This window comes from candidate division KSB1 bacterium (assembly GCA_034506335.1).
In the GTDB taxonomy this organism is placed as follows: domain Bacteria; phylum Zhuqueibacterota; class Zhuqueibacteria; order JANLFK01; family Oleimicrobiaceae; genus Oleimicrobium.
Genome location: JAPDPR010000054.1, coordinates 1 through 25,527, shown reverse-complemented (window position 1 = coordinate 25,527; position 25,527 = coordinate 1). Strand labels below are relative to the sequence as shown.

Annotated in this window: 20 protein-coding genes; 9 read left to right on the top strand and 11 right to left on the bottom strand. The window is 61.1% G+C overall.

What is annotated here, in order from left to right; genetic code table 11:
• Window positions 1-149, top strand: a 149-nt coding sequence (locus ONB25_13265) for a 3-oxoacyl-ACP reductase (protein ID MDZ7393854.1), incomplete at its 5' end; no start/stop codon positions are given.
• Between the two features lie 588 nt (window positions 150-737).
• Here the strand turns inward: ONB25_13265 and ONB25_13260 are convergent.
• Complete coding sequence (locus ONB25_13260; GenBank protein ID MDZ7393853.1) at window positions 738-1,100, bottom strand: transposase; 363 nt, start codon at window positions 1,098-1,100, stop codon at window positions 738-740.
• Between the two features lie 655 nt (window positions 1,101-1,755).
• Between ONB25_13260 and ONB25_13255 the strand changes: the two genes are divergently transcribed.
• The 7 genes from ONB25_13255 (at window position 1,756) to ccsA (ending at window position 14,601) form a co-directional block, all read left to right on the top strand.
• Window positions 1,756-4,224: a glutamate synthase-related protein gene (locus tag ONB25_13255; protein ID MDZ7393852.1), complete on the top strand. Its 2,469-nt coding sequence runs from the start codon at window positions 1,756-1,758 to the stop codon at window positions 4,222-4,224.
• Window positions 4,225-4,283: 59 nt separating this feature from the next.
• On the top strand, window positions 4,284-6,938 hold the full coding sequence (locus ONB25_13250; GenBank protein MDZ7393851.1) for a glutamate synthase: 2,655 nt from the start codon (window positions 4,284-4,286) through the stop codon (window positions 6,936-6,938).
• Window positions 6,932-7,564 carry an SDR family NAD(P)-dependent oxidoreductase gene (locus ONB25_13245; protein MDZ7393850.1) on the top strand — a complete coding sequence of 211 codons (633 nt, stop codon included), beginning with the start codon at window positions 6,932-6,934 and terminating at the stop codon, window positions 7,562-7,564. The genes ONB25_13250 and ONB25_13245 overlap by 7 nt, the downstream gene beginning before the upstream one ends.
• A 378-nt stretch (window positions 7,565-7,942) precedes the next feature.
• Window positions 7,943-8,350, top strand: coding sequence for a hypothetical protein (locus ONB25_13240; protein ID MDZ7393849.1), 408 nt, complete (start codon window positions 7,943-7,945; stop codon window positions 8,348-8,350).
• A gap of 500 nt (window positions 8,351-8,850) precedes the next feature.
• The gene (locus ONB25_13235) at window positions 8,851-10,194 is read left to right on the top strand and encodes a multiheme c-type cytochrome (protein ID MDZ7393848.1); all 1,344 of its coding nucleotides are present in this window, start codon (window positions 8,851-8,853) and stop codon (window positions 10,192-10,194) included.
• Between the two features lie 49 nt (window positions 10,195-10,243).
• On the top strand, window positions 10,244-11,413 hold the full coding sequence (locus ONB25_13230) for a hypothetical protein (GenBank protein MDZ7393847.1): 1,170 nt from the start codon (window positions 10,244-10,246) through the stop codon (window positions 11,411-11,413).
• A 71-nt stretch (window positions 11,414-11,484) separates the two neighbouring features.
• Window positions 11,485-14,601, top strand: coding sequence for a cytochrome c biogenesis protein CcsA (ccsA, locus tag ONB25_13225; protein ID MDZ7393846.1), 3,117 nt, complete (start codon window positions 11,485-11,487; stop codon window positions 14,599-14,601).
• Window positions 14,602-14,821: 220 nt separating this feature from the next.
• Here ccsA and ONB25_13220 read toward each other — a convergent pair whose 3' ends face one another.
• The 6 genes from ONB25_13220 to ONB25_13195 form a co-directional block, all read right to left on the bottom strand.
• Window positions 14,822-15,571, bottom strand: a complete 750-nt coding sequence (locus ONB25_13220) for an rRNA pseudouridine synthase (protein ID MDZ7393845.1) — start codon at window positions 15,569-15,571, stop codon at window positions 14,822-14,824.
• A gap of 85 nt (window positions 15,572-15,656) precedes the next feature.
• Window positions 15,657-16,271, bottom strand: a complete 615-nt coding sequence (locus tag ONB25_13215) for an exonuclease domain-containing protein (GenBank protein ID MDZ7393844.1) — start codon at window positions 16,269-16,271, stop codon at window positions 15,657-15,659.
• A gap of 46 nt (window positions 16,272-16,317) precedes the next feature.
• Complete coding sequence (locus tag ONB25_13210; GenBank protein ID MDZ7393843.1) at window positions 16,318-16,830, bottom strand: DUF6141 family protein; 513 nt, start codon at window positions 16,828-16,830, stop codon at window positions 16,318-16,320.
• Between the two features lie 23 nt (window positions 16,831-16,853).
• A complete protein-coding gene (locus ONB25_13205) occupies window positions 16,854-17,615 on the bottom strand; it encodes a polysaccharide deacetylase family protein (protein ID MDZ7393842.1) in 762 nt (253 codons plus the stop codon).
• A complete protein-coding gene (locus ONB25_13200; GenBank protein ID MDZ7393841.1) occupies window positions 17,605-17,919 on the bottom strand; it encodes a DegT/DnrJ/EryC1/StrS family aminotransferase in 315 nt (104 codons plus the stop codon). Before ONB25_13200 ends, ONB25_13205 begins: the two co-directional genes overlap by 11 nt.
• Window positions 17,920-17,934: 15 nt before the next feature.
• Entirely contained in the window at window positions 17,935-18,060 is a 126-nt protein-coding gene (locus ONB25_13195; protein ID MDZ7393840.1) for a hypothetical protein, read from the bottom strand.
• A gap of 550 nt (window positions 18,061-18,610) precedes the next feature.
• Between ONB25_13195 and ONB25_13190 the strand changes: the two genes are divergently transcribed.
• On the top strand, window positions 18,611-19,039 hold the full coding sequence (locus ONB25_13190) for a hypothetical protein (protein ID MDZ7393839.1): 429 nt from the start codon (window positions 18,611-18,613) through the stop codon (window positions 19,037-19,039).
• 118 nt (window positions 19,040-19,157) lie between these two features.
• Here the strand turns inward: ONB25_13190 and ONB25_13185 are convergent, their stop codons facing one another.
• The 4 genes from ONB25_13185 to ONB25_13170 form a co-directional block, all read right to left on the bottom strand.
• Window positions 19,158-22,223 (bottom strand): aminotransferase class III-fold pyridoxal phosphate-dependent enzyme, encoded by a 3,066-nt coding sequence (locus ONB25_13185; GenBank protein ID MDZ7393838.1) that lies wholly within the window; start codon window positions 22,221-22,223, stop codon window positions 19,158-19,160.
• Window positions 22,224-22,284: 61 nt separating this feature from the next.
• The gene (locus ONB25_13180; GenBank protein ID MDZ7393837.1) at window positions 22,285-22,743 is read right to left on the bottom strand and encodes a peroxiredoxin; all 459 of its coding nucleotides are present in this window, start codon (window positions 22,741-22,743) and stop codon (window positions 22,285-22,287) included.
• Window positions 22,744-22,783: 40 nt separating this feature from the next.
• Complete coding sequence (locus tag ONB25_13175; GenBank protein MDZ7393836.1) at window positions 22,784-23,716, bottom strand: L-lactate dehydrogenase; 933 nt, start codon at window positions 23,714-23,716, stop codon at window positions 22,784-22,786.
• A gap of 15 nt (window positions 23,717-23,731) precedes the next feature.
• On the bottom strand, window positions 23,732-25,527 hold a 1,796-nt coding region (locus tag ONB25_13170), incomplete at its 5' end, for a copper-translocating P-type ATPase (GenBank protein MDZ7393835.1).

Here is a 25,527-nt window from a genome sequence, read left to right as displayed (position 1 = left end):
CCATCGACACGCCGGCCAACCGCGCCGCCATGCCCGATGCGGACTATTCGCAGTGGGTGAGCCCCCAGTCGATAGCCGAAGTGATCCTCTTCCTGACTTCAGATGCCGCCCGCGATATCCATGGCGCTATCGTACCGGTGTTCGGATAGTGGGGGATAGCGCACCAATTCTCTTCACCCCCCTGGTCTTCTCCCCCCGTTCACGCGCAAGACCGGTTGTCCATAAATCGCCCAACCCCGGTGCCCCGATCCGGGGCCCTGGGTAATTCCGGTGGGGCATGAAGTACGAGCCCATGGATACCGTCCCAAGGCGCCACGACATCGGGCCCGGCAGGAAGCCGTCGTTCGCCAGGCCACTAAACGCCCGGAGCTGGAAAGCGCCGGCCGGAGTTTGGGGAGACACGGCAAAGGCTTCCAAGGCTGGGTCACCAGGTGACCCTATGCACTGTCTGGCCCCGGCAGAGTTTTATTGGACTCACGCCACCAGCAAGATAGGAGCTCATCCACCAGCCCCTGCCCGAGGTGGGGAATGCCTTACCTTTCTCCACGTCAGGGATTTGGATGATATTTGGCCCAAAACAAGAGGCTCGTCACCCGAATTTGCGCACGAAAGTGGGCGTTTGGAGACCACCCAGCCACTGCCACAGCACTGTGGAAAACACCGTTGGCGAGGGGTGGCTCCGTCTCCTCACGCTTATCGCCTTGGCACTGGCGTTCCTGGCTTCCGCGGCCCCATTGTCAATGGGTTACCTCAAAGTATGCAAGAACTCCCTGGCGACGCGTGGACAACAGAGAGGCAGACTGCGGCATGGGTCCGAGTCCAGAATTGCGAGCCGACCCGAGCCAACCGTCCACGAAGCCTCCGGCATCCTCTTTGGTCAGTCGCCGCCACCGTTGACGGAAGTGCCCCTTGAGCAGATAGGCGGCGAAGACTCCCAGCTTCAATCCCTCCAGGTACTCCAGCCGTTGCCCATCCTGGGGTCTCAGATTCGAGGGGTTCTTCAGCCACAGGTAGCAGCTGCTCGTCAGCAGTTCTGGGTTGGTGCCTCGCAGTCGATGGGCCTCTTGGAGCCTGACCTGATCCATGGCCGCCAGAACCATTGCGACCCAGATCTACATGGGGGAGATGTGGCGCCACGTGCCGCTGATCTCGTCGACGCCCATCACCCCGGGACCGGTTTTTTCCACATGCCAACCCAGGTGCAACTCTCCGCGTCACTGTCCCATACACTGCCTCCAAGGAAACGCGAAAGAACCCTGCCACCGTCCGCATGCGCAGCATCCTCGAGCAGTTGGCTGAGGCCGCCATCGACGGCTGACCAAGGGAGCTCTCCCATTAGTCAAGGATGTCCGCTACACCTTCACCCTGCAACGGGGACACGGCACCTGTACACGTTGCTAATAGATGCGGACCGGCCCCCCAAAAGGGTCGATGCATCCAGGTCCGTTCATGGACTCGGTCCCGCGCCGGCACACAGCGCCCGCACGAGGAGCATCCCCTGCGCCGGCTAGCAATCACCATCGAGGGGATAAGCAGGCCCACCCGACCCCGTTTGACGCTCCCCATGTGATAGTCCTTGATTCCTCAAGTCGATTTTGTTATATTATGCCGCAACAGGCAAGAGAGACCTCTTCGTAACTTGGGTCCAATCCCCCCGATCCAAGAGTTACCAATATCTCTCTAATGCCTTTCAACTACTTATCTCAATCACCCTCTGCACAAATTCTCACCAGGAGCCGGTACTTGGAAAGTGCTATGTGTTCGAGCCGTTACCATATTCCCATACGTCCCGTTCCTCCGCTCCCAGGCGGTTACCCAGCAACCTTCGCCCTCCTCGAGGGTGATGCGTATGTCAAATATGGACATACGGTCTTTGCGGGGCGATCACAGCGCGGCGATGAATATTGGACGGCCGAGATCATCACCCAGACCTGGTATCAGGCCGAGACAGGGCGCATTCCCATCTCCGGAGGGGGCTACGGGGGGAAGTTTGCCGGCGAGGGATTCGAAGGTCTTTGGCTGGACATGAGCGAGATCGTCCGCCCGACTCGCGATGGAATCCACGGGCGCGAATACATCTCGACACAGGTGGACATCGGAGCTCGTCTCGATCGCCTGGTCTTCGACACGCAAGGGCACCTGGTCTCGGACCTCCCGACCTGGCTCAGCATCCCGATCCCGATCCTGTTCGATCCGCTTCCCCTTCCCCTGCCCGGACGCAGCGCGCTGCGCGCCTTGGCGGAAGCAGCACAGAGGCTGGGTACACTGGCATTGCTTGCCCCTTCCGATTACGCTGACGATGTGAGCCATTGCACTTCGCATTTGGGCGCGCTAGGAACGATGAACGAACTCGCACATCTGCCCTGGTCGCCGCGCTATGTGGAGGTCGAGGGCACCGCGGAGACCGCAAGCTTGGAAGACCTACGCAACCTATACCCCCAAGCCATTGTTGCCCTTCGCCTGCCACTTGATTCGCGGCTGGTAGAAGATGTCGTTCGCTATGCCCGCTCAGGCGTGGCCGTGCTTCACCTGATCGCCGACGAGATCGGGCGCGACCAGGCAGGTCGCCCTCTCCCCGAGGCGCTCCAGGATGTGCATTGCGCCTTGGTGGCGGCCGGACTGCGCGATCGGGTCACCCTGATCGTCTCGGGCGGGATTGGGGCGGCTGAGCATGTGGTCAAGGCGATTGCGTGCGGCGCCGACGCGGTGGCAGTGGACTTCGCCCTGCTGATTGCGTGGGGCTGCGCACTGTGGGCAGATAAGGGCAAGTGCCCGGTTGAGAGCGGAGAGTTTGAGGCAGAATGGGGAGCGCAGCGCATCATCAACTTGATAAACGCTTGGCGTGATCAAATGCTGGAGGCCTTGGGGGCAATGGGCATGCGCGAGATCCGCCGTCTGCGCGGTGAGATTGGGCGGACGATCTGGTACAAGAGAGAGGATACGGCTTTTCGTGAAACGCTCGGGGGGAGCAAGCCCCTCTCGGCGCTGCCGCGGCTGAAAGTCCAGGCAGGGAACGAGGGCGATTTCCGCTGGCCACAGACCCTGCTACTGGCCTCGCAACAGCAGGCCCGTACCGGTCAGCCGCCCCTCGGTCTGGACTGTGATTACCGTTTCGGTGCATCTGATGGCGGGTTCGACCGCCTGGCCTTCCCCTTCGAGTTCGACATGGACCCGGCTCACCCTCCAATCGCCGATCCAGCCGAGTTCGATCTTTCGCTGCCGCTCAACCTCCGCGCCGATGGACGACCGGAACTCGTCCTGCCGCTGCCATGGTACGGCGGGGGAATGTCCTACGGCTCGATCGGATTGCCGATCATGCTGGCCCGAGCGCGGGCTGCACAGGCTCTGGGGACCTTTACCTCAACGGGCGAGGGCGGCTATCCGGAAGAGCTCGTCCCTTATGCCGATCACATCATCACCCAGGTGGCAACCGGCCTGTTCGGCGTGCGCGAGGAGACCATCCAACGCGCCCGCCTGGTGGAAATCAAATACGCCCAAGGCGCCAAACCGGGGCTGGGTGGTCACTTGCTCGGAAACAAGAATACCGATTCGGTAGCTCGCCTGCGCGAGGCCGTGCAGGGCACCTCGCTTTTCTCGCCTTTTCCGTTTCACAGCGTGTACTCCGTAGAAGACCACAGGAAGCACGTGGATTGGCTGAAGCAGGTCAACCCGCGCGCCCTGGTCAGTGTGAAGGTCTCGACGCCGACCGACGTGGATATGGTGGCCGTGGGCGCCTACTATGCCGGTGCGCATATCGTCCACTTGGACGGGGCTTATGGCGGTACCGGCGCAGCGCCGGAAATCGCCAAAAAGAACATCGCCATGCCTATCGAATACGCCATTCCCAAAGTGCACCGTTTCCTGCTCGGTGAAGGGATTCGCGATGAAATAGTGGTGATGGCCTCCGGCGGCCTGCGCTCAGCTTGGGACGTGGCCAAGGCCATTGCGCTGGGCGCGGATGGTGCGGTCTTGGGCTCCGCCGAGTTGGTAGCCATCGGCTGCATCCGCGTTGGCCAATGCGAGAAAGGGCAAGGCTGCCCCTTTGGGATCACCACCACCGATCCGGAACGTGCAAACATGGTCAACAGTGATGAGGCCACACAGCGCATCATCAACTTGTATACTTCCTGGCTGTGGCAACTCGCCGGGATTCTGAAAACCTTAGGCATGAAGTCGGTGCGCGAATTGCGCGGCCGGAGTGACCTACTGGTGTATCTGGAATGATGAGCCTTGCTCTGCCCTCTCTAAGAAAAGGTGGATGGGAAACCCAAGCGAGGTAAGTGGTGGACACAAAATACGCTGAACGAATCCTGGCATCCCGTCGTGACCTGATGGCGCTGACGCCCCCATCTGGACGCTCCGAGGAGGCCGCCGAGGGCGGGTGCGGGGTACTGGGACTGATCGCCACCGCCCCCATTGCCGGGCGTCATGTGCTGACCGCCTCGCTGCAAATGCACAATCGCGGCAACGGCAAGGGCGGAGGCATCGCCACGGTGGGGCTAGACCCGGCTCAGGTCAGGGTGGATGCGGAGACGCTACGCACCCATTATCTCCTGCAGATCGCCCTGCTCGATCCTTCCGCGCGCGAGGAAGTGGAGCGAGATTTCATCCTGCCCCACTTCGATATTGCCCAAGCGTATGAGCTTCCGCATGTAGAGGACTTCCGCCAGGTGCAAGGGCTGGAGGTGCGGCCTCCGGACGTCTGGCGCTATTTTGTGCGCGTGCGGCCCGAGGTCCTGGCACGTTTCGCCAAGGAGAAAGGCCTGGAGGGGCTCGCGCAGCGCATGGTCGAAGATGAGTTCGTCTATCAAAACTCCTATCGCTTAAACGTCCAGTTCTATGCCAGCTTGGGTGAAAAGCGCGCCTTCGTGCTCAGTCATGGGCGAAATCTCTCGGTGTTGAAGATCGTGGGCTATGCCGAACAGGTTGTGAAATATTATCGCCTGGAGGATCAAACGGCTCACGTGTGGATCGCGCATCAGCGCTACCCGACCAAGGGACGCGTCTGGCATCCGGGTGGGGCACACCCCTTCGTCGGACTGAACGAGGCGCTGGTACATAATGGCGACTTTGCTAACTACCATGCCGTGACCGAGTACCTGCGCCAACGCAACATTGGACAACTGTTCCTGACGGACACCGAGGTCAGTGTGCAGTTGTTTGACCTATGGGATCGCGTCTATGGCTACCCGTTGGAGGTCACGCTGGAGGCCATGGCACCGACCACCGAGTATGACTTTCTGATGCTGCCGCCGAAAAAGCGCGAACTCTATCGGGCAGTGCAGCGCACGCATCTGCACGGTTCGCCGGATGGCCCCTGGTTCTTCATTGTGGCCCGCTCGAAAGAAGACACCTTTGAATTGCTGGGCATCACGGATACTTCGATGCTACGACCACAAGTGTTCGCGCTGTATGAAAACATTCCTCGTTCCCAACATGCTCGTGCACAGCAGAAGGGCGTGCAAGTCGGGCTGATCGCCAGCGAACGACAGGCGATCAATGCCTGTCTGCGCTCATTGGCCGAGGAGGATGAGCGCTTCAAGCCATTGGCCGATAAATACTGGGTAGCGCGCGGTGGCTCACACACGGATGGCGGCGCGTTTCGATTTGTTCTCACCCCTGTCCCTTCTCTTGACGGGCAAAGGTGGTCTCTTCGCTGCACCAACAAATTTGGGCAGCCGGTGAGACTGCCCTGCGGGGGTCACCACGCGCCGGCGCGACTAGAACCCGAACGTGCCGGGCGAGAATGGCGTTCGGGTTGGGAGCAAGCCATACAGCGCGCCTTTGATAACGGTGGTGCGCCGACCGCTTGGAACTGGATTTCGCCGCGCATGAAGACGCTCACTTGGAACGAACTGGCCTGGAGCCTGAATTGGCTGGTGAGTTTCGGGGGACAGGGATTCGACCAGTGGTACTTTGCGCGGGAGATGTTGACCCTGCTCCGCGATCGCCGCACCGATCTCGGGGACAAAAAGCGCGCCTCACTGCTTACCCTGGTGGATGAGAGCCTGATAAGGTTGTTTGAGCAAGCACAGCACAACGACCCATCGTCTATGGTACACCGTGTCACCTGGGACACCCGCCATTCGCTTTCTCCCGCTCCCTCGTCGAGGGCGATTCTCGTGTTGGATGCGCTGGGCTTTCCACCCGAAGGGGAGGAGAGCGCAGCGCGCTGGATGGTGCGGGCCTATGAGCAGGGCTGGCGACATCTCATCATCTATCGCTGGCGTGGCGGGCGCTTCGCAGCCTGCGGCCTCGGGCCAGGGACGCACGGCACGCGCATTGACCTCTATGGCGACGTGGGTGACTATGCTGGCTCGGGCCTGGACGGCGCGGAGGTGTATCTGCACGGCGATGGACAAGATCAACTCGGCCAGATTCTTAAGGATGGCAGACTGGTGATCTACGGCGATGTAGGTCAGACCTTCCTCTATGGTGCGAAGGGCGGCGAGGTGTATGTCCTCGGCTCGGCGGCCGGACGTCCGCTCATCAACGCAGTAGGAAAGCCGCGCGTGGTCATCAACGGGACCTGCCTTGATTACTTGGCTGAGTCATTCATGGCTGGCGATCCACATCAAGGCGGAGGCTTTGTGATCCTGAACGGCGTCGCTTTCTCAGAAGATGGCAACCTGGAGGAATTGCCTTCGCCGTATCCGGGCGGCAACTTGTTCTCGCTCGCCTCGGGAGGGGCGATTTTCTTGCGCGATCCGCATCACCTAGTCAGCGAGGAACAACTCAACGGCGGCACCTTTGTCCCATTGACCGAAGCTGATTGGGCGCTGATGGAGCCATATCTGCGCGAGAACGAGCGCCTGTTCGGCATCCGCTTGGAAAACTTGCTAAACGTGGAAGGGCGGCCCCGCGCACCGCAGGAGGTCTATCGCAAGGTCATCGTGCAGGAACAGAATTTGGCGCTGCGCGAAGAAGAGAGTTGCTGATTCCTCTCGCCCGAACACAGGCGATCCGCCTTGCAAGCGGAAACGTTCAGCATGAATCGCCGCTGCAGCAGGCACTCGGCGAGCTTGGTAGTAACGTCCACGGCTTGCACCCCCAGCTTCTCGATGAAGCCAGCGTATCGCACATGGTCGAGGACGTGGTGGCCAGGTTCGGCCGCATCCACGCCCTGGTACACCTAGTCGGCGGCGTCCCCGTGGCCGAGACCACCCTCGCCCAATGGGAGCACATGATAAGGCTCAACCTCCTCTCTACGTTCCTCTGCTGCCGCCATGTGGTGCCGGTCATGATGCGCCAGAACTCGGGCAAGATCATCACTGTGGGCGCGCAGGCCGGCCTCCAGGGCCGCGCCAAGGTTGCAGCCTACGCCGCCGCCAAAGCCGCGGTGCTGAATTTCACACAGTCCCTGGCCGCGGAAGTGAAAAAGTACCACATCAATGTCAATGCCGTGGTGCCGAGCACCATCGACACGCCGGCCAACCGCGCCGCCATGCCCGATGCGGACTATTCGCAGTGGGTGAGCCCCCAGTCGATAGCCGAAGTGATCCTCTTCCTGACTTCAGATGCCGCCCGCGATATCCATGGCGCAATGATCCCGATTTTTGGTTGACCAAGCAAAACAGGAGCCCTTTTGTCGCTCCCGCGGCATGGGAAAAGAGCCTCTTCGTCGCCACCAACCCGCTGCTATTGCGGGGAGCGCTTGCGGGCACGGCCACGGGGCGCGCATCGGTTATTTGAGGGCTCATCACTAAACCCTTCACGCCGATGCACTCGGGGGTGTGCTCGGGCCGAGTATTGTCGGCAGTCCGTGAAAGGGAAGGCAATTTCTGCGCCCTTCCTTGTTGGCTGCGCAACTTTGGCGGCTCCTCTATCGTACACAAACTCGGGTGAAACGCATAATAGCTGCCCACGAATAAAGTAGGCTCATGCCTTTCTGAGGAGCGCTACCGCACGTACAGTATAAGGATCAACGGAAAGGAGAGACACAATGCCAACGGCGCCTTCGCAGCTGAGATGGGGGCGTCTCCTTGTGGCCGCGGTGCTTATCTGGCTGGTCAGCGTGCTGCTTACTGGCGTGGTAGTGTTCGGCTATGCCTTTGCGCTTGGCTGGCAAGCGCGAGGTGCGCCTGATCAGGCTCAGATAAAGGATTTTGCCGACACGGTGGCTCCTTGGCTTGGCCGGGTCGCACTCGTGGTGCTCACGTTTGGAGCTGCCCTGTGGGTGGCCCGCCGCACAGGTCGCGCCGCTCAAGTGCATGGTTTGGCCTTGGGGGCGCTGGTCGGCCTGCCTAATCTGGTGGTCAGCCTACCACCGGGTCTGGCTGACGTAGGAACCCTTTTGCTCGCTGTGCTCGCCGGCTGGGGCGGGAGCCTGTTGGCAGGAAAGACAAGATAGGTACGCATTAAGCAGGTACGGGAGTCGAGTCCAGACCTGCCTGAAAACCGATTCCACCGGACCGGCTTCAGTGCCGTGCTCAGCTCACCGCGCCTGGAAGTGTGACTCGCTCACCGATTGCGGCATTGAAGCTGCAGAAGGGCAGCCCTTAAGAGGCCCGCGCCACACTCCGGAAATCCAGAGGTGGCCTGTCACCTGCCTTGCTTGGTTCCTTTAGGGCCGAAGTGAAAGAGTCCTCTCAAGACCAGAAAAAAACTGGGCGGGAGACTCGGAAGGTCTATCACAAGAGGCCTGCCCAGCAAAACCTACTTCTCCGGTGTGGCCTGAGCAGGGTAAGAGCCTGGGGCTTGCTCCATCATGACAAATACCGGCCTACCTCAGCCAGTTTCCGCTTGACTTTCTCGCCCCACTTGCCTATCTTAAGGTTGCAGAGGGCAAGGACCCGGGCATGAAGCAATGGGTCAACCAAAAATGACGTGCCACTTCAGGAGAGTCCAGCCATGAGATCCCTCTCTATTGTCGCCATTCTTGTTCTTAGCGCAAGCATCGGATGGTCCCAGGCGCTCCCTTCAGGGGACAAGGCCCTGGGGACTAAGAAGTACGACCAGTTCGAGAGGCCGGAGGTGTGCAAGAGCTGCCATGGGGACTTTTACCAACAGTGGCGGCAGGCCATGATGTCCCAGGCTTACACGCACCACTGGGACGAAATCGAGTACTTCGACCTGGCGGTCGCCCATGCGGCGAAGGTGCCATCGCTGAAGCCCGTGGTGGACGGCTGCAATGGCTGTCACGCGCCATTGGCCTTCCTGGCCGGCGACGTGCCGCCACCGCGACCGGCAGAGAATTCGCGCGCCAATGAGAGCGTGAGCTGCGACCTCTGCCATACCATAGCCGGGTACGAAGGGGAGATTCCTTACAACTTTAGCTACACCTCCTCGCCGGGGCGCACCAAGTACGGTCCCAAGGCTGGACGCAAATCGCCACACCATGACACGCAGTACTTGCCCCTCTTCACCAAGACAGAGCTCTGCGCCAATTGCCACAACGAGCGGAACCCCTACGGCGTATGGGTCAAGTCCACACAGCTGGAGTGGAAAGAAGGGCCCTACAGCAAAGAGGGCGTGGTCTGCATGGACTGCCACATGCCGAAAACAGTCGGGCGCAATGCAATCATGGCCGAGGAAGATACCATCGCCCTGCACCTTTTCCACGGGGCGCACGACCCTGGCAAGGTGGCAAGCGCTATCGAGCTGCGCATGCACCCGGATGAGCGCGAGGTGGAGCGCGGCGGGACGGTGGTCATTCAAGTGCAACTCTTCAGCGCCAAGCCGGGCCACAAGTTCCCCACCGGCTCCGTTGAAGACCGCATCGTTTGGCTGCACGTCACTGCCATCGATGCGGCTGGCAAAGAATACCATCTGCCGGTGGACCGCAAAGGCTTCCCTGGGGAGGAGTACACCATTGCTTCGGACGAGCTCGCCTATCAGGACATGGGCATCCCAAAAGGCGACCCTACCTTTAGAGGCGTCCCCCGTGACGGAGTGCCGCTCGGCGATCGCATCTTCCGCATGCCTTACTTCGACCCCCAAGGCCACATGACCATCATGCAGTGGAACACGAAATCGCTGGGTGTGGACTACCGTATCGGCCCGCGTGAGACCAAAATCGAAACCTTTACTTGGCGAATCCCGGATGACATTGCCCCTGGCAAGGTGATCCTTAAGGCAGAGTTGAACTATCAGAAACTGGTCAAACCTGTGGCTGACTATTTGGGGGTCCCGGCCGAAGAAAGCGAAGTAATCCCCGTGAACTCGGCCAGTACCTGGATTGAGGTTTACGAGTAGGGCATCTCTCTTTTGCAACGGACAACGCTCAGGTCGAATAGGAGGAACTATGAGGCGCACCAATCCTCTGTTGGTTGGGATGCTGTTCTTGGTCCTTCTTACGTCGCTTTTCCCGATACAGGCCAACGGCATACCCGCGTTTGCTCGACGCTATAACATCTCTTGCACCACCTGCCACTCCCCTTTCCCGCACCTCAAGCCTTATGGGGATGAAGTGGCCGCCAACGGCTTCATCATCAAAGAGAGCGAAAAAGAGCGCGACTATGTGACCGCAGGCGATCCATTGCTCTGGCTGAACAAGACCTTTCCGGTAGCCGTTCGTTTCGACGCGTTCATAGTGGCTGACCAGGAGGGGCCGGTCCACAGCGATCTGCAGACGCCCTACGGTCTCAAAATCCTCTCCGGGGGCGGCCTCTTCAAAGGTATCGGCTACTACTTCTACTTTTTCATGTCGGAGGCAGGCGAGATCGCCGGTATTGAGGATGCATACCTCCATTTTGACGACATTCTCGGCACTGGCCTGGACGTCATGGTCGGCCAGTTTCAAAAGTGCGACCCATTGATGAAGCGCGAACTCCGCCTTACGTACGAGGACTATCAGATTTTTAGACAGCGCATAGGCCTGTCGCCCACCAATTTGGCCTATGACCGAGGCATCATCCTGGCGTACGGCATCGAGAAGACGCGCACGGATCTTGTGGCGACCATCACTAATGGGAACGGCATTGGTCCTGAAGAGGCAACACGCACAATGGACAACGACAAGTACCGCCATTTCGGGCTTGCCCTTCACCAAGGCCTGGGGGAGACACTCACCCTCGGCCTCTATTCCTACTATGGCAAAGAGCGGCCGAACCAGCAGTTTGCCAACACCGTGATGTATTTGGGGCCGGACCTCAATCTTGCGGCAGGCCCCTGGGAACTCCATGTGCAGTACCTCCAGCGTCGGGACACTAACCCCTGGTTTAGGAGCCGAGGAGAGTCGCAGACAACACGCGGGGGTGTGGTGTTGCTCACCTACGCGCCGCACCTGGATAGGTCACGGTCCTACGTGTCAGCGCTGTACAACCACGTGGAGGCACCGGATGAGCGGTATCGGTCGGCCACGCTCAGTGGCACTTACCTTATCAGCCGCAACCTACGCTTGACGGCCGAGTACACCCGCCTGCTCGATGAAAAACGCAATAGGTATGTGCTGGGCCTTGTCACGGCCTTTTGAGTGCCGGACGCCCCTCTGAGAGCGATGAAGGTGTCCATCTTTGGCTTTTCCTCCGAGGGTGGGGCCACGCGATGAAAAGCTTCCTGGCGAAAGTAGGCGGCCTGGCGACCTCTCCCGCCCTCGTATCCGTGCTTGCGCTCGGGGTGGCGGTGGCGTGCGCCGTTGCCACTTTCGTGGAAAACGAGTGGGGAAGTGAGGCCGCCCAGGTCGAGGTGTACAAGAGCTGGTGGTTTCGCTTCCTGCTCGTGCTGCTTGCCCTCTCCCTCCTCGCTCACTTGATGCGGCCCAGTTGGTGGCGCCTAGAGCGTTTACCCATGGGTTTGGTGCACGGCGGGACGGTGGTGATCTTCGTCGGGACTACGCTCACCGCCCGCTACGGGTTTGAGGGTATTATTCACCTCCGTGAGGGGCAGAGCGCCTCCTCCCTCCTCAGCAGACGCGCGTACTTGATGGTAGGAGCACGGGACGACCAGGACAGCGCTCGCGTAGAGCTCCCTATCCATCTGTCTCCGCGAAGAAGGCCTCGCCTCCGCGCGCGATTAGCCGTAGGTGCGGCTGAGCTGCGTGTGGCGGCCCTCCGCTACGTGGAGCAGGCGGTGCCGGACATTGCTCCCTACCCAGAAGCCGGGCCAGCGGCGGTGCTCAGCATCCTTGATGGAGAGAGGAGGCTCCTTGTGGCCTTTCGCCCGGGCGAGCTCATACACCTTGCAGGCGCCGTCATCGCCTGCGACACCACAGTGACAGACTCTCTACCCGTTGTCACCCTTAGGTTGCAGGATCGTTCCCCCACCTTTCGTGCCACGGAGCAAGTCGACTGCCAGGGAATGCGGGATGCCACGCTGGTGACGCTTCCTGCTCACCTCGAACACACTCTGCAGCCGCTGCAGCTTTACACGGTGGGGCAGGTGCGGTTTGCCCTCCGCTCCTATCTGCCTCACGCCCGAGTGGTTGCCATCCCGGCGCGGCAGGTGCAGCCGCCCGTCGACCCCGCGTTCACGGAGGAGGCACTGGAGATTGAGCTGCAAGCAGGGAATCAACGACAAACTCTTACCCTCTTCGGTGGCTCTGGCGCCTCCGGAAAGGTCCAGAGTGTCATGATCGGCCGGCTCAACGTCACGGCCAGCTTTGGCTCCATGTCGCGCCACCTGCCTTTTGCCCTCCACTTGACGGACTTCTCTGTGCAGCGGTACCCTGGTTCAGAAAGGCCCTCCATGTTCACCAGCAAGGTGGTGGTGGAAGACTCGCAACGGGGCCTGCAGCGGGCAGAAGAGGTGTTCATGAACCACCCGCTTTCGTACCGCGGCTACCGGTTTTTCCAGAGCTCTTACGACGATGACGAGTTGGGTAGTGTGCTTACCGTGGCCAAAGACCCGGGTAGGCCTGTCGTTTATGCGGGGTTTGTCATGGTGGGCAGTGGATTCATCTTGTGGTTGCTGTGGCCTTTGGTGCGACGCGCGAAGGACAATTCCTCAGGATCGGCTCCAGGGCGATCGATGGTGGCGGCCACAATGGGGCTCGCTTTGGTTGCGGTTCTGGTTTCCGGGTCTGAGCAGAAGGGCAGTGCGCCCGAGAACAGGCACACACACCTCCGCGCCTTTGGTTCGCTTCTTGTGCTGGACGCCGACGGTCGCCTCAAGCCCATGGATACATTTGCGCGCGAGATTGTCCAAAAGGTCTCAGGCGAGCCGCGGGTGCAAGGACTGGCCCCCACCGAGGTGCTTCTCGATATGATGGCGCGCCCAGAACAGTGGCAGCGGGTGCCCATGATCGTAGTGCAGGACCAGGAGATTCGCCGGACCCTGGGCCTTCCCGAGGGGCGAGTGAAGGCCCGCTTTGTGGACTTTTTCGATAGCGAAGGGCGTTACCGGCTGGCGCGCCTTGTCCATGCTGCGAACCAGAAGCCCCCTGCTGAGCGTGACCGACACGACCGGGAGCTGCTCAAGACCGACGAGCGCGCGAGCATCTGCTACATGCTTTTTCGCGGATTTCTCCCCCGACTTTTTCCTCACCCGGAAGAGCCAAGGCGCTGGCTCTCCTACCAGGAAGTCCGTCGCGAGCTGTCGGGAGAGGTTGCGACTCAGGCAACGGAGCTGTACGAGACTTACCTCCGTGCAGTACGTCGGGCAGAAGGGGACCGCTCTTGGGCAGAGGCCACACGGGCGCTGCGTCTTGTGCAGGAGTATCAACGGGAACGCGCAGGTGCGCTTGTTCCGGGTCGGTCGCGTGTACGCGCAGAGATTCTGCTCAATCGGCTACAGCCATTTCAGCGCCTTCTGCCTGTGTACCTGGCCATGGGCCTTGTCCTGGTGGCTGTCGCGGTGGTGACCACCGTTTCGACCCGTTTGCCTACCCAGTCTCTTATGTCAGCCGCTCGGGGATTAGTTTCGGCGGCGTTGGTGATTCACACCGGCGCCCTCGCTATGCGCTGGTATGTGGCCGGCCACGCGCCGTGGAGCAACGCCTACGAGTCGATGGTCTACATCGCGTGGGCAGCTGCATTCGCTGGGGTACTGTTTTCGCGCCGCAACCTTTGGTTGCCTGCAACTACATGCTTGCTGGCGGCAGCCGCCCTGTTTGTCGCCCATTTGAGCGGTATGGACCCGCAGATCACGCCACTGGTGCCCGTGCTCAAGTCCAGGTGGCTCGTCATCCACGTATCCACGATCACCGCCAGCTACGGGTTCCTTGGCCTCGGGGCGCTGGTGGCCCTGGTAGCAATGGCGCTTAGCACCTTTCGGACCAGAAGGATCGACGCTCACTTGGAAGCAGTCATAGCAGCGCTCATTTCGGACTGCCGCCGTTTGCTCAAAGTGGGGTTTGCCTTACTGTGTATCGGTACCATGTTTGGCGCTGTGTGGGCGGATGTTAGTTGGGGCCGCTACTGGGGTTGGGACCCGAAGGAGACGTGGACACTCATCACCATCCTTGTGTACGTCCTCGCGCTGCACATCGGAAAGGTGCCTGCGTTGCGGAACCGCCTGGTCTTCGCCGCCGGTGCGGTCCTCGGCTTCGGCTCAGTGCTCATGACCTACTTCGGCGTGAACTACTACCTCACGGGGTTGCACTCTTATGCGCAGGGGGAACCCTTTCCAGTGCCTCTCTGGGTCTATCTCGCGGCGGGCATGACGGGAGCTATTGCCCTCGCAGCGTTTGTGAACGATGCCCGATTGCGCCGCCGGGCCGTCTAAGGATTGCAGTTCCAAAAGATAGAAGTCGCTCCCTGGCTCTTTTGGTCCATCGCGAACTGGGCTCGCAAGTGTTTCCTCACCCACGCGCGCCTTCCGAGAGACAGGTTGACGCATTGCAAAGGTGAGCGGGGCAGTCCTCCTGGCTCGTGCACACACACCGCACGCCGCCGGAGTGGGGTTGACCCGGTTCGCATGGAATCGCCTAAGGGGGACCAGGTGCTCAACCGGAATGGTGCTGGCGCAAACGGGGGGCGATGGCCATAGTGAGTTTCTGTACTTCTCGGCGCTCAAGATAACGCCACTCGCCCGGCTTTAGATTCCCCAACTGGAGTGGGCCAAACCCAACGCGTACCAGACGCATCACCTTGAGCCCCAAGGCCGCAAGCAGCCGGCGGACGTGCCGGTTCTTTCCCTCCTCAAGCACGAGCTCTAGCAACGCCCCTTCATTCCTTTGCGCCAAAAGGCGCACGCGGCGGACGGCAAGGACGTCTCCCCTGGCGGTGCCCACGCCGTGCTCCATGAGGCGCAGGTGCTCCGGGGAGATCTTGCCCTGGACCTCCACGCGGTAAGTTCGCCGAACCTTTGACTCAGGTGCCAAGAGTCCGGCTGCCCAGTCATGATCGTTGGTGAACAGGAGCAGCCCTTCGCTCTCCTTGTCCAATCGCCCTACAGGCGACACAAAAGGGAGGCGCGCCCCTGCAAGGCAGTCGTACACCGTGCCTCGTTGTCGCTCGTCGGCGGCCGTGGTGACCAGCCCCCGTGGCTTGTGCAGCATGAGGTACACCCGCTGGCTGGAGGTGACCAGCTGGCCATCCACTTCGATCAGCTGCCTTTGCCAGCGCACAGGAGCCTCCGGATCGCGCTTCACCTTGCCGTCCACGCGTACCCGGCCTTCTGCAATCAACCGGCGTGCCGTACTGCGCGAGCAATAGCCCAATTTGGACAAGGCCCGGGCAAGGCCCACGCGCATGGGAGAGCGCCGCGCGTGAGCTGCCTGCCCTTCGGCTCTTGGCTGCCTCTTTGCCTGCCTCCTCATGCCCCTGACAGCCCCAGTCTCACTTCGGCTGCGATACTCGTGCGGGCCGAAAGTCAAAGTAGCCCTTGCGCAGCAATTCCGGGAACATGATCTGGGCGACTCGTGCCACGTTCCGCGCGTCATCCAGCCCGCGATGGGGCGTGCCCTGAAACTGCATGCCCAGCAGCTGCAAGGCTTTGCTCAACCCCACGCGCTTGTGGTGCCGCCAGTCGGCGAATGCCCTCTTCAGGTCCACATGCCGAGTGAGGACTTCGGGGAAGGTCACGCCGTGGCGTCGGCAGTCGATGCGCAACTGCGTGCGGTCAAAGGTCCCCCACGAACAGAAGAGCACCGGCTCGGGCCCTAGCCACTCCAGAAGCTCGGCCAGCGCAACTGTAAAGACCGGGGCACTGTCCACCTCCTTCTGGCGGATTCGGGTCAGACGGCGGCAAAAGTCGCTCAGCTCGGGGTTTTCCATTGGTCGGACGAAGGTGGCGAATTCGTCATAAAGCCGAAGCGTGTCCCCATCCAGGCGCACGGCACCGATCTCGATGGTCTCCTTGCACTCCCTCGGCCTGCGCTCCTGCCAGCAGGTCGCCTCAAGATCGATAACCACATAGTCAGTGGTTCGGTATTCCACACCGAACAGCCGCATTGCCCTGGTCCCTTCTCCGCGCTCCCGTTGCTCTCGGTGCAGTAGCCTACCACTTGCCCATCGCCTGCTCCATGGCGCGCACGACTGCCTCTGGCTGCTGCGAACCAATTAATAGGTGGCGCCCGCCCGCCAATTCCAGCTCCACCCCACGATTGCCGCTCACGTTGTACGCCTTCCCCTTGCTTCCATAGCGGATACCCCAGCCTCCATAGTCAAGGATGGGTCTGTAGGTGCAGGCCTGGAAACGAACTATCTGATCATACGGCACCGCGTGCCACCGCCAGTGAAAAGGCACCAGGCGCACGTAGAGTCCATCGCTTCTCACTTCCGTGAGCAACTTGGCGCCCCACATGAGGGCGACCAGCCCCACGCCGAACAGCAGCCACACTACCGCCATGATCACATCGGACGCGGGCCTTTGCCCAGCGGGCCTCTGCAGCACAATCTGCACTACGAACGAGTACCAGCTGAACGCGGCAATGACCACCACAAGCGCCCACAACCAAGGTTGGCGAAAGCGTTGCTCTTCTCTGAAGAGGGGTCTCTCTGGTGCGTGCATGGGACTGGCCTCCTTGCAATGCGTTAGTCGGTACCGCTTTCGCGGAGCATGGCCTGGAATTCGGCAATTCGCTTGGCTACGGCGAACACTGGCGCCGTCCAAACCGCCTTGTCGCGGCGACGCAGATAGGCCAGGAGCATCCGAAAGTCATGGCTCCCGACGCTCAGCCGCTCGCCGTCAATTTCGTGAAAGACCAAAACGACCCACTGCCCGCGCGCGGTGAGCTCCTCCACCAGGCCGATCATCTCAAATCCGCTCATGCGCTCCACGCTTAGGCCCCACACGCACGCGAGGTCCACCAGTGCAGGGGCGTTGGCAAACCCGTATTCGCCCACGGTGCGTCCGGCCAGAAAGTGCTGTGCCACCACAGGCACGTAGCTTTGCCGGTTCTTGCCCCTGCCCACAAAGGTGCATGATCCGGGGTAGGCAAATGTCCAGTAGCGCTGATGCGGGGCAAGGCTCTGCAACCGCTCCTGCGCCGCGAGAATATCCGCCTCGATCTCCGGCAGGGTCATGGACTCCAGCGAACGCAAGATGGGGCCAACTTGGCATGAACAGACGTGGGAGAGGGTGTGGTTGCCGATTTCGTGCCCGTTTCTGGCCACCTCGCGCCAAGGGGCGTAACGCCCCTGCCACTCCTCGCCGTGCGGCTGCAGGTAGAAGGTGGCCTTCAGATCGAACTGGTCCAAGAGCGGCACCGCCCTCTCCAATTGCCCGGGTGTCCCGTCGTCAAACGTCAGCGAAACGGCGCCCTGGTACGGGGACCAGAATTCCTCAATCTCCATGCTCCCGCCCCTTCTCTGCCGCAAGCAGTTCAGCGCGGTGCTCGTAGACCTTGGCAATCGGTTCGGTGAGCACCCGCGGGGTGGCCAGAATCTTCCCGAAAGTGCGGACAGCTCCGTGCCGATGCAGGGCTTCGGCTGTGGGCTGCCACGTCAGACCAGGGACAAATACCTCATCACCCACACCCACCTCGGGGGCCTCCAGCGCCAGCTGCAGCGCGTGGGTACCGTTGGTGAGGGACACGCAAAAGGCCGAGCCGTTGAAAGTCGCCCATTCCTGTCGGACACGTGCCGCCATAGAACCCACTGCCGGCCAATCGTCTTACACCCTACTCACGTAGGCCTCTAAGAGGTAGGCCCGCTCAAGGTAGACTCTCCTCCCAAACTCATTGCCCGATAGAAGATTCCGTGTCACCGGCTTACCACCGAGACAAGCCAAGGTGCTCATAGTCTCATCGCTCCCTGCGCCTCTCCCATCAACTTTGTTCGCTTCGTGTCCATAGGGCCACAGCATGTTTGACTTTAATCTATAAATCCTGCGAAGAAAAACAAGACAAAACGGGCCCGTCCGTCATTGGCTCTTGAAGCCTCGTGGCATCACGTGGCAGGGGCGGAGAACTCCATAGCACAGGAGTCCTCTGCCAAACAGACGAAGGCAGGGCTGTGCGGTCAACACGCCGGCCCGTCGCCGCATGAGCATCGGTGCGCCCTTGAGTCCTCTCGAGCAAAAGGCGAAAAAACGCTTGTTATTCAGGCAAAATGTTGCCATATTTAGACGTGAGGCAAAACCCTCGCGGTACGCTGACTCCTAACCTGGCTTGCGGCAGCACCTTCCAAGGTTTGCGCAATCCGTTCGCACAGCGTGCTGAAGCTGACTGCTCTAGCAGCGTCAATGGTTGCCACTGGTGCGGCTTAGGGCACAGAGGTCGATGCCCCACAAGAGATGCCGCCCCACTTCTACACCCGAGCGGCAACGCGTCCGGGCAGAGGAGTAGGGCATGTGGTTTAACCAGTGCAACAAAAGGAGTAGCCCAGTGGACAAGCAGCAGCGTGCCAAAATGTACCAGGATTTCCTCCTCGAGGAAGGGTACACCACCACCATCGACGATGACGGCGATGTTATTTTCAAGTCAGAGGGTCGAACCTACGCCATACTCATCGACGACCGGGACGAGGATTTTTTCCGCATCGTCTTTCCCAACTTCTGGCCCATTGAGAGCAAGCAAGAGCGCCTAAAAGTGGAGCAAGCCGCGCTTCAGGCCACGGCGGAGACGAAGGTCGCTAAGGTCTTTCCCGTTCGGGACAATGTATGGGCCAGCATCGAGATGTTCTGCTCACCGCCGGATGTATTCAAGGCAGTGTTTGCTCGCTCGATGTCAGCGCTTCGCGCCGCTGTAGGAAGCTTCGCCGAGAAGATGGCAGCATAGCTTTTTGCGAGACATCTCTCGCTCTTCTACCCGGAAGGGAAGCCGGTTCCTGCGCCTCCCGGGGGTGGAATTGTGTCGCCCTTTTGCGTGCGCCCACCGACCTGCCTCCGCTCCTGAGTCAGCTTCGCGCGACAAAGTCTTCGTCCAATACCTGATCCAGGGCCGTCACCAGACGTTCGGCGTCCGCTTCGGTGAAAACCAGAGGCGGTTTGATCTTGAGCACGTTGGCAAAGGGGCCGTCTCGGCCGATGAGGATGCCCTTTTCCTTCATCCTCTCCACCACATAGGCCGCCTCCTCGGTGGCTGGCGTTTTCTCCTCTCGGTCGCGGACGAGCTCGACACCGATGAACAGCCCCTTGCCGCGCACGTCCCCGATGATGGGATGACGCTCCATGAGCTCACCAAGGCCTTTCAGGAGATAGGCGCCCACCCGGTGTGCGTTCTCCTGCAGCCTTTCTTCGGCGATCACGTCCAGCACAGCCAAACCTACGGCACACGCAACTGGGTTGCCACCGAAGGTGTTGAAATACTCCATCCCCGTGTCAAAGGCTGCAGCCACTTCTGGAGTAGTGACCACCGCCCCCAGCGGAAAACCGTTGCCGATGGGCTTGCCCATGGTCACAATATCCGGCACAACGTTTTGGGTTTGAAACCCCCAAAAGTGGGAGCCCACCCTGGCAAACCCCACCTGCACCTCATCGGCGATGCACACCCCCCCGGAAGCTCGAACGAGCTTGAACGCTTCGGCCAGAAAACTCTCGGGTAGCACGATCTGGCCTGCGCATCCCATGAGCGATTCGCAGATGAAAATCGGCCGCTTCTTGCCCTGGGCTTGCAGTTCGGCTATCACCTCTCCCACATGGTGTGCGTACTGCCTGCCCACCTCAGCGCTCCCGCCACGGTACAGACCGCGGTAGCGATCCGGGGTGGGGACCACGCGCACATGCGCCGGCGCCCCCTGCCCTCCGGGGCCATTGAATTTGTACGGACTAATCTCAATCAGCGAAGTGGTGTTGCCATGGTAGGCGCCGTCCAGAACAATGGTCTCTTTTCCGCCGGTCACAGCGCGCGCCAGGCGCAAGGCCAGCTCGTTCGCCTCACTGCCGGAGCAGACAAAAAAACAGATGCGGAGCGGCTCGGGCAAAGTGGCTGTCAAACGTTCGGCGTATTCCACGAGCTTTTCGTGCACGTAGCGCGTGTTGGTGGCCACCGTCATCATCTGCCGGCAGGCTGCTTCCACGACTCGCGGGTGGCAGTGCCCCACAATCGGCACATTGTTGACCGCGTCCAGATAGGGGCGGCCCTCCTCATCGTACAGGTATTGAAAATAGCCCCGCACCACCTGCAACGGCTGGCGGTACGCCACGCTAAGAACGGGGGAGAAGAAACGGCGACGGAGCTCCAGCACCTCGGCCGCCCCCCTGGAGGAGGCCCGCGTCCCGGAAATGTGTGCCTCACCCAAAAGAGGGCTGGGGTCAGGGCAGATGCTCCTCCACACCGCGCGCTGATCTGGGGCGGCCACACCGGGGAAATCTCCCTCAAACCCTAACAGGTCCGCGATCAGCTGCACGTGGAGGTGTGGCGGCCACCCGCCGTTCTCTTCGCTGGAGCCCACGCGTCCAATGACCTGGCCCCGCTGCACGGGCATCCCCGGTTGTACTTTTTGCAACAGCTCCCTACTGAGGTGTCCGAAGAGAACGTAGAACTCCGGCCGATCGCCACACGCAGGGTGCCTGAGGATAAGGGTGGGGCCGTAGTTCAGCGGGCCGCTGTTGTCCCGCACGCTGTGCACTACCCCGTCCAAGGGCGCAAGAACCGGCTCCCCTGCGCGCAGGAAGAGGTCCAGTCCGAGGTGCACTGTACGTGGCCCATTCCCGCGAAAAAGTGGGCTTGTGTAAAACGGGCGGGCCTCATCGTAGCGCCCGATCCCCACTGTTGCCCCGGCGCCCTCTACCTTACCCCAGAGCATCGAGGAGAAAGCTCCTACGTCTGTCCACTGGTGAGGGGACCCGGCATCGCTCCCGCCCACGCTCAAGTCCAGAACCAGAGGCTTGCGCAACGCATCGGGCGATATCACGGGGCCAAGCTGGTCGCGGTTTTGGGCCAACCACGCTCTTATGGCGGTGCTTTTGGGACAGGGCTCCAATCCACACGCCTCGCGCAGCCGATAGTGAGCCAGCTGCGGTGACACCTCACGGAGTCGCCAGAGCGTGTCCCATACCCCTGCTTCCGAGATAGAGAGGTACTCATTGTCCGGTGCGGCCTTCTTTTGATAGGCGGCGATGCAGGCGCTCAAACAAAGGCGCATACAGATCAGCGGGTAGAGAACCTGGAGCTCGTCCTCATGGAGCGGGAAGGTTTGATGATACCCTGCCACCACCGCGGCTGCCGCAGCCACAGGGTCCTCTTTGCCCAGCATCGCATAGGCGGAGACCACGGCCACTTCCGCAACGGTGTAGCTGACCAGCATGTCCCCAAAGTCCAGCACACCCACCACGTCCCGGTCCCAAGCAGGCGGGCCAACAAGGATGTTGTAGTCGTTGCCGTCGTTGTGAATGAGACTTCGGCGTAACTGCGCCAGGGTTCCAGAAACTGCCTCATAGAGAGGCAGGTACGCTTCGATAAGAGAACGGCCGGCAGGGTCGGGGATCAGGTCTTTGTACTTGGTGATCACTTCCGGCGCGCGCGCCAGATCCCAGTCCAGCACCCTTTCGAATGCGCGGCAGGACACCGAGGCAAGGACACGGTCCATGGCGCCAAAGAGCGCCCCCACCTTGCGCAACAGGGCGGGGGTGTGGGGGTTGGCGACGGCAAGCACGGCCCCAGGCAGGTACGTCACGAGGCGCACCAAATACCGCTGGCCATCGCGTCCCTCCACCTCTGCCAGGTCCTGGCCATCCCGCGTGGGCAACGGTTGTGGACACGGGATGCCGTGCCGTCCGAGCTCGCGCATCGCCTTGTTCTGGCATTCTACCACAAGCCGCGACGCGCCCAGGTTGGCCACCTTAAGCACGTACTGCTCCCCCATGCTCACGCGGAGAAGGAAGTTCCGGTCCCGCTCGCTGGGCAATTCCACCGCCTGGGCAGCAAGGCCGTAGAGCTGTCGCCCCACCCTCTCGGCGTCCTGGCAGGAAAAGAGGGGTCTGGCACGCACCTCCTCGCACATGGCTTTGACTCGCGACATTCAGCCCAAGCCCCAAAGCCCCCTGGGCCTTCGGGGCCGACTATCCCTAGCCCAAGCGCGCCTAGAGTACCGCACAGAATTCGCCCACGTCCGGCTTTTCCTTGATTGGGTAGACCTTTGCGAAGCGGATGACCCCCTGCTTGTCCACCACGAACACCGCCCGCTCGCTGAAGCCTTCCTGGCGATAGATGCCGTACAACTTGGCCACTGCCCCCTTCGGCTCAAAGTCCGCCAGCATCTCCACATCCTTGATGCCTAGGGACTCCGCCCACGCTTTCTTGGAAGGAATACTGTCCACGCTGATGCCCAGCGCTACGGTGTCCTTATCGGTGAGCCGCTTTATGTTTTCCTGCAAGTCCTTCATCTGCGCGGCACAGATGCCGGTCCAGGCAAGAGGGTGAAAAGAGAGCACCACGTTCTTCTTGCCGCGGAAATCGCTCAAGCGAATCTTCTTGTCCCCTACGGCAGGCAGTTCAAAATCGGGTGCCTGCTCGCCAACCTTCGGGTAGTGATGTGACATAGCCACCTCCTGAGTTCGTCTTGACCGTCTTTTGCTCTGGCTATCGCCTTCCGGGCACATTCGCACGGATGAGCTCGGCAGAACGGAGCAAGGCCTCATGCTCCCGGGCGGTCAGCTCTGTCTCCACCAAGCGCAGCACCCCCTTTCGGCCCACCACGCACGGAACGCTAAGGCACACCTCCCGCAGACCGTACTCTCCAGTCAAGCGAGTAGAAACGGTGAGGAGGCTGTGCTCGTCGCGGATGATGGCCTGCACGATGCGAAGCACGGCCTGGCTCACACCATAGCTGGTGTAGCCTTTAGCCTCGATGATGTGATAGGCGGAATTGCGCACCGTCATCTCGACGGAGTCACGGAAACCGGGCGTACACGCGCGCGCACAGCCTCTGCAAAAGGCGTGTAAGGGCACGCCTGCAATGTTGACCGAACTCCACAGGAACACCTCGCTGTCGCCGTGTTCGCCGATCACATAGGCATGAACATTCCGTGGGTCAACCTCACAATGTTGGCTCAGGGTGAAGCGAAAGCGCGCCGAATCGAGAACCGTGCCCGAGCCCACAACCTGGGGTATGGGCAGCCCGGCATGTTCCTGTACCAGCATGGTCATGACGTCAACCGGATTGGTGGTAACCACAACCACCGCCTCCGGGCAAAGGGCACCGATTTCCTTGGCCAGGGCCGTGCAGATGTCCGCGTTCCGCTGCACGAGCTGCATCCTGGTTTCGCCCGGCCTTTGCCTTGCGCCTGCGGTCACGATCACCACGGCGGCCCCGCGCACGTCTTCCATGTCGCCAGCCACTATCTTCATCGGTCCGGTAAAAAAGACTCCGTGGCTCATGTCAAGCGCCTCGCCACGTGCCTTGTCCCGGTCGATGTCAACGAGCACCAACTCGGTTGCCACGCCCGCCATTTGGAGCGTGTAGGCCACAGTCGCGCCCACGTCACCCGCACCTATGACTGCCACCTTAGCCACTTCTGCTCCTGGGGTTTAGTTCTGCTTGTTCATACGCTTCACCGGGGGCACATAGCGCCTCAAGGTAAGGGACAGGGTAACGACCGTCACCGAACTCAGCGCCATAGCCAGTCCTGCTAATTCGGGTCGCAGCGTGAGGTGCAGGGCTGGCCACAACGCCCCGGAGGCGAGCGGGATGAGCACCGTATTGTAGGCAAACGCCCAAAAAAGGTTCTGTCGGATGCGACGCATGACTTTGGTGCTCAACTGCAAGGCCGCTACTGCGTCCAAAAGGTCGTCGCGCACGAGCACGAGGTCGCCCGCCTCGACTGCGATGTCGGTCCCTCCTCCAATGGCGATACCCACGTCTGCCTGCGCCATGGCTGGGGCGTCGTTGATGCCATCGCCTACAAAGGCCACAGTGGCACCTCGCTCCTGCAGCTCGGCCACCTTGCGCGCCTTGTCTTGCGGCAACACACCGGCCACGACCTCTTGGATGCCCGCCTGACGGGCCACCTCGCGCGCAGAGCGCTCCGTGTCGCCGGTCACCATCAGCACACGAAGGCCCATCTCCTGCAACACCCCTACCGCGGCGGCACTGGTCGGCTTAAGGGGGTCCGTGATGGCGATGAGGCCTATCACCCTTTGGTCCACCGCCACCAGCGCGATCGTCTCCCCTCGATCCTCTGCCGACCTCAGTGCGTCCTCTACGGTCCGCGAAAGTGGTATGCCCGCCTCCTCCATTAGCATGCGATTGCCGATAGCCAGATGCCTGCCATTCAGCGTGGCAGTGACCCCCTTGCCCCCGAGCGTGTCCAAGCCCTCTGCCTGCCCCATGGCCACGCCCGCTTCCTCTGCCCTGCGTACAATGGCCTCGGCCAAAGGGTGCTGTGCATGACGCTCCACTGCGCCCGCGATGGCAAGAACTTCCTCTTCAGAGGTGTTGAATGCTTGCACTCGGCTCACGCGGGGTCGGCCCAAGGTGAGTGTGCCAGTCTTGTCGACAACAACCGCCGAGACCTTTGGCGCACGCTCCAGGACCTCTGCGTTTTTGATCAGCAGGCCCAACTCGGCCCCTCGGCCTACCCCCACGGTCACCGCCGTGGGAGTGGCCAGACCAAGAGCACAGGGACAGGCGATCACCAGCACCGAAATCAGGGTGGTGAGCGAAAAGAGCAGCGTCTGCCCGACAACAAAATACCATACGACAAACGAGATGACGGCCACGGACAGGACCACCGGAATGAAGACCGACACCACGCGGTCTGCCAAGCGCTGCGCCGGTGGCCTAGTGGCCTGGGTCCGCTCCACCAGCTGGACAATCTGCGCCAGGAGTGTGTCCCGGCCCACTTTTTGCGCCTGGTAGCGCAGCAGGCTGTTGGTGTTCAGCGTCCCAGCGATGAGCTGGTCACCGGGAGCTTTGAATACCGGCACGGGCTCACCGGTGATCATGGATTCATCCACATAGCTCTCGCCGCCGAGGACAACTCCGTCCACAGCAATGCGGTCACCGGGCTTGGCCAGGAGGACATCTCCCGCCTTAACCTGCTCCACCGGCAGCTCCACCTCTTCATCACCCCTGAGAACCGTAGCCGTACGGGGGCGCAACCCCATCAGTTTGGTGATGGCAGCCGATGTTTTGCCCTTGGCCCGGGCCTCGAGGTATCGCCCCAGGGTAAGGAAAGAGGCAAGCATGAGGGCCGTTTCGTAAAACAGGAAGTCATGCGACAGCACGTGGAGCGTGGCCAACAAGCTGGCGGCAAATGCCACCCCCATGCCCATGGCGTACATGACGTTCATGTCCAGGGTCCTGTGGCGCAGGGCACGCGCGG

Excerpts from the sequence above, each read along its gene's own strand:
- ONB25_13260 (MDZ7393853.1), bottom strand. The coding sequence starts at position 1,100 with ATGGTTCTGGCGGCCATGGATCAGGTCAGGCTCCAAGAGGCCCATCGA.
- ONB25_13255 (MDZ7393852.1), top strand. The coding sequence starts at position 1,756 with ATGTGTTCGAGCCGTTACCATATTCCCATACGTCCCGTTCCTCCGCTC.
- ONB25_13240 (MDZ7393849.1), top strand. The coding sequence starts at position 7,943 with ATGCCAACGGCGCCTTCGCAGCTGAGATGGGGGCGTCTCCTTGTGGCC.
- ONB25_13235 (MDZ7393848.1), top strand. The coding sequence starts at position 8,851 with ATGAGATCCCTCTCTATTGTCGCCATTCTTGTTCTTAGCGCAAGCATC.
- ONB25_13230 (MDZ7393847.1), top strand. The coding sequence starts at position 10,244 with ATGAGGCGCACCAATCCTCTGTTGGTTGGGATGCTGTTCTTGGTCCTT.
- ccsA (MDZ7393846.1), top strand. The coding sequence starts at position 11,485 with ATGAAAAGCTTCCTGGCGAAAGTAGGCGGCCTGGCGACCTCTCCCGCC.
- ONB25_13220 (MDZ7393845.1), bottom strand. The coding sequence starts at position 15,571 with ATGCGCGTGGGCCTTGCCCGGGCCTTGTCCAAATTGGGCTATTGCTCG.
- ONB25_13215 (MDZ7393844.1), bottom strand. The coding sequence starts at position 16,271 with ATGCGGCTGTTCGGTGTGGAATACCGAACCACTGACTATGTGGTTATC.
- ONB25_13210 (MDZ7393843.1), bottom strand. The coding sequence starts at position 16,830 with ATGCACGCACCAGAGAGACCCCTCTTCAGAGAAGAGCAACGCTTTCGC.
- ONB25_13205 (MDZ7393842.1), bottom strand. The coding sequence starts at position 17,615 with ATGGAGATTGAGGAATTCTGGTCCCCGTACCAGGGCGCCGTTTCGCTG.
- ONB25_13195 (MDZ7393840.1), bottom strand. The coding sequence starts at position 18,060 with ATGAGCACCTTGGCTTGTCTCGGTGGTAAGCCGGTGACACGGAATCTT.
- ONB25_13190 (MDZ7393839.1), top strand. The coding sequence starts at position 18,611 with ATGTGGTTTAACCAGTGCAACAAAAGGAGTAGCCCAGTGGACAAGCAG.
- ONB25_13185 (MDZ7393838.1), bottom strand. The coding sequence starts at position 22,223 with ATGTCGCGAGTCAAAGCCATGTGCGAGGAGGTGCGTGCCAGACCCCTC.
- ONB25_13180 (MDZ7393837.1), bottom strand. The coding sequence starts at position 22,743 with ATGTCACATCACTACCCGAAGGTTGGCGAGCAGGCACCCGATTTTGAA.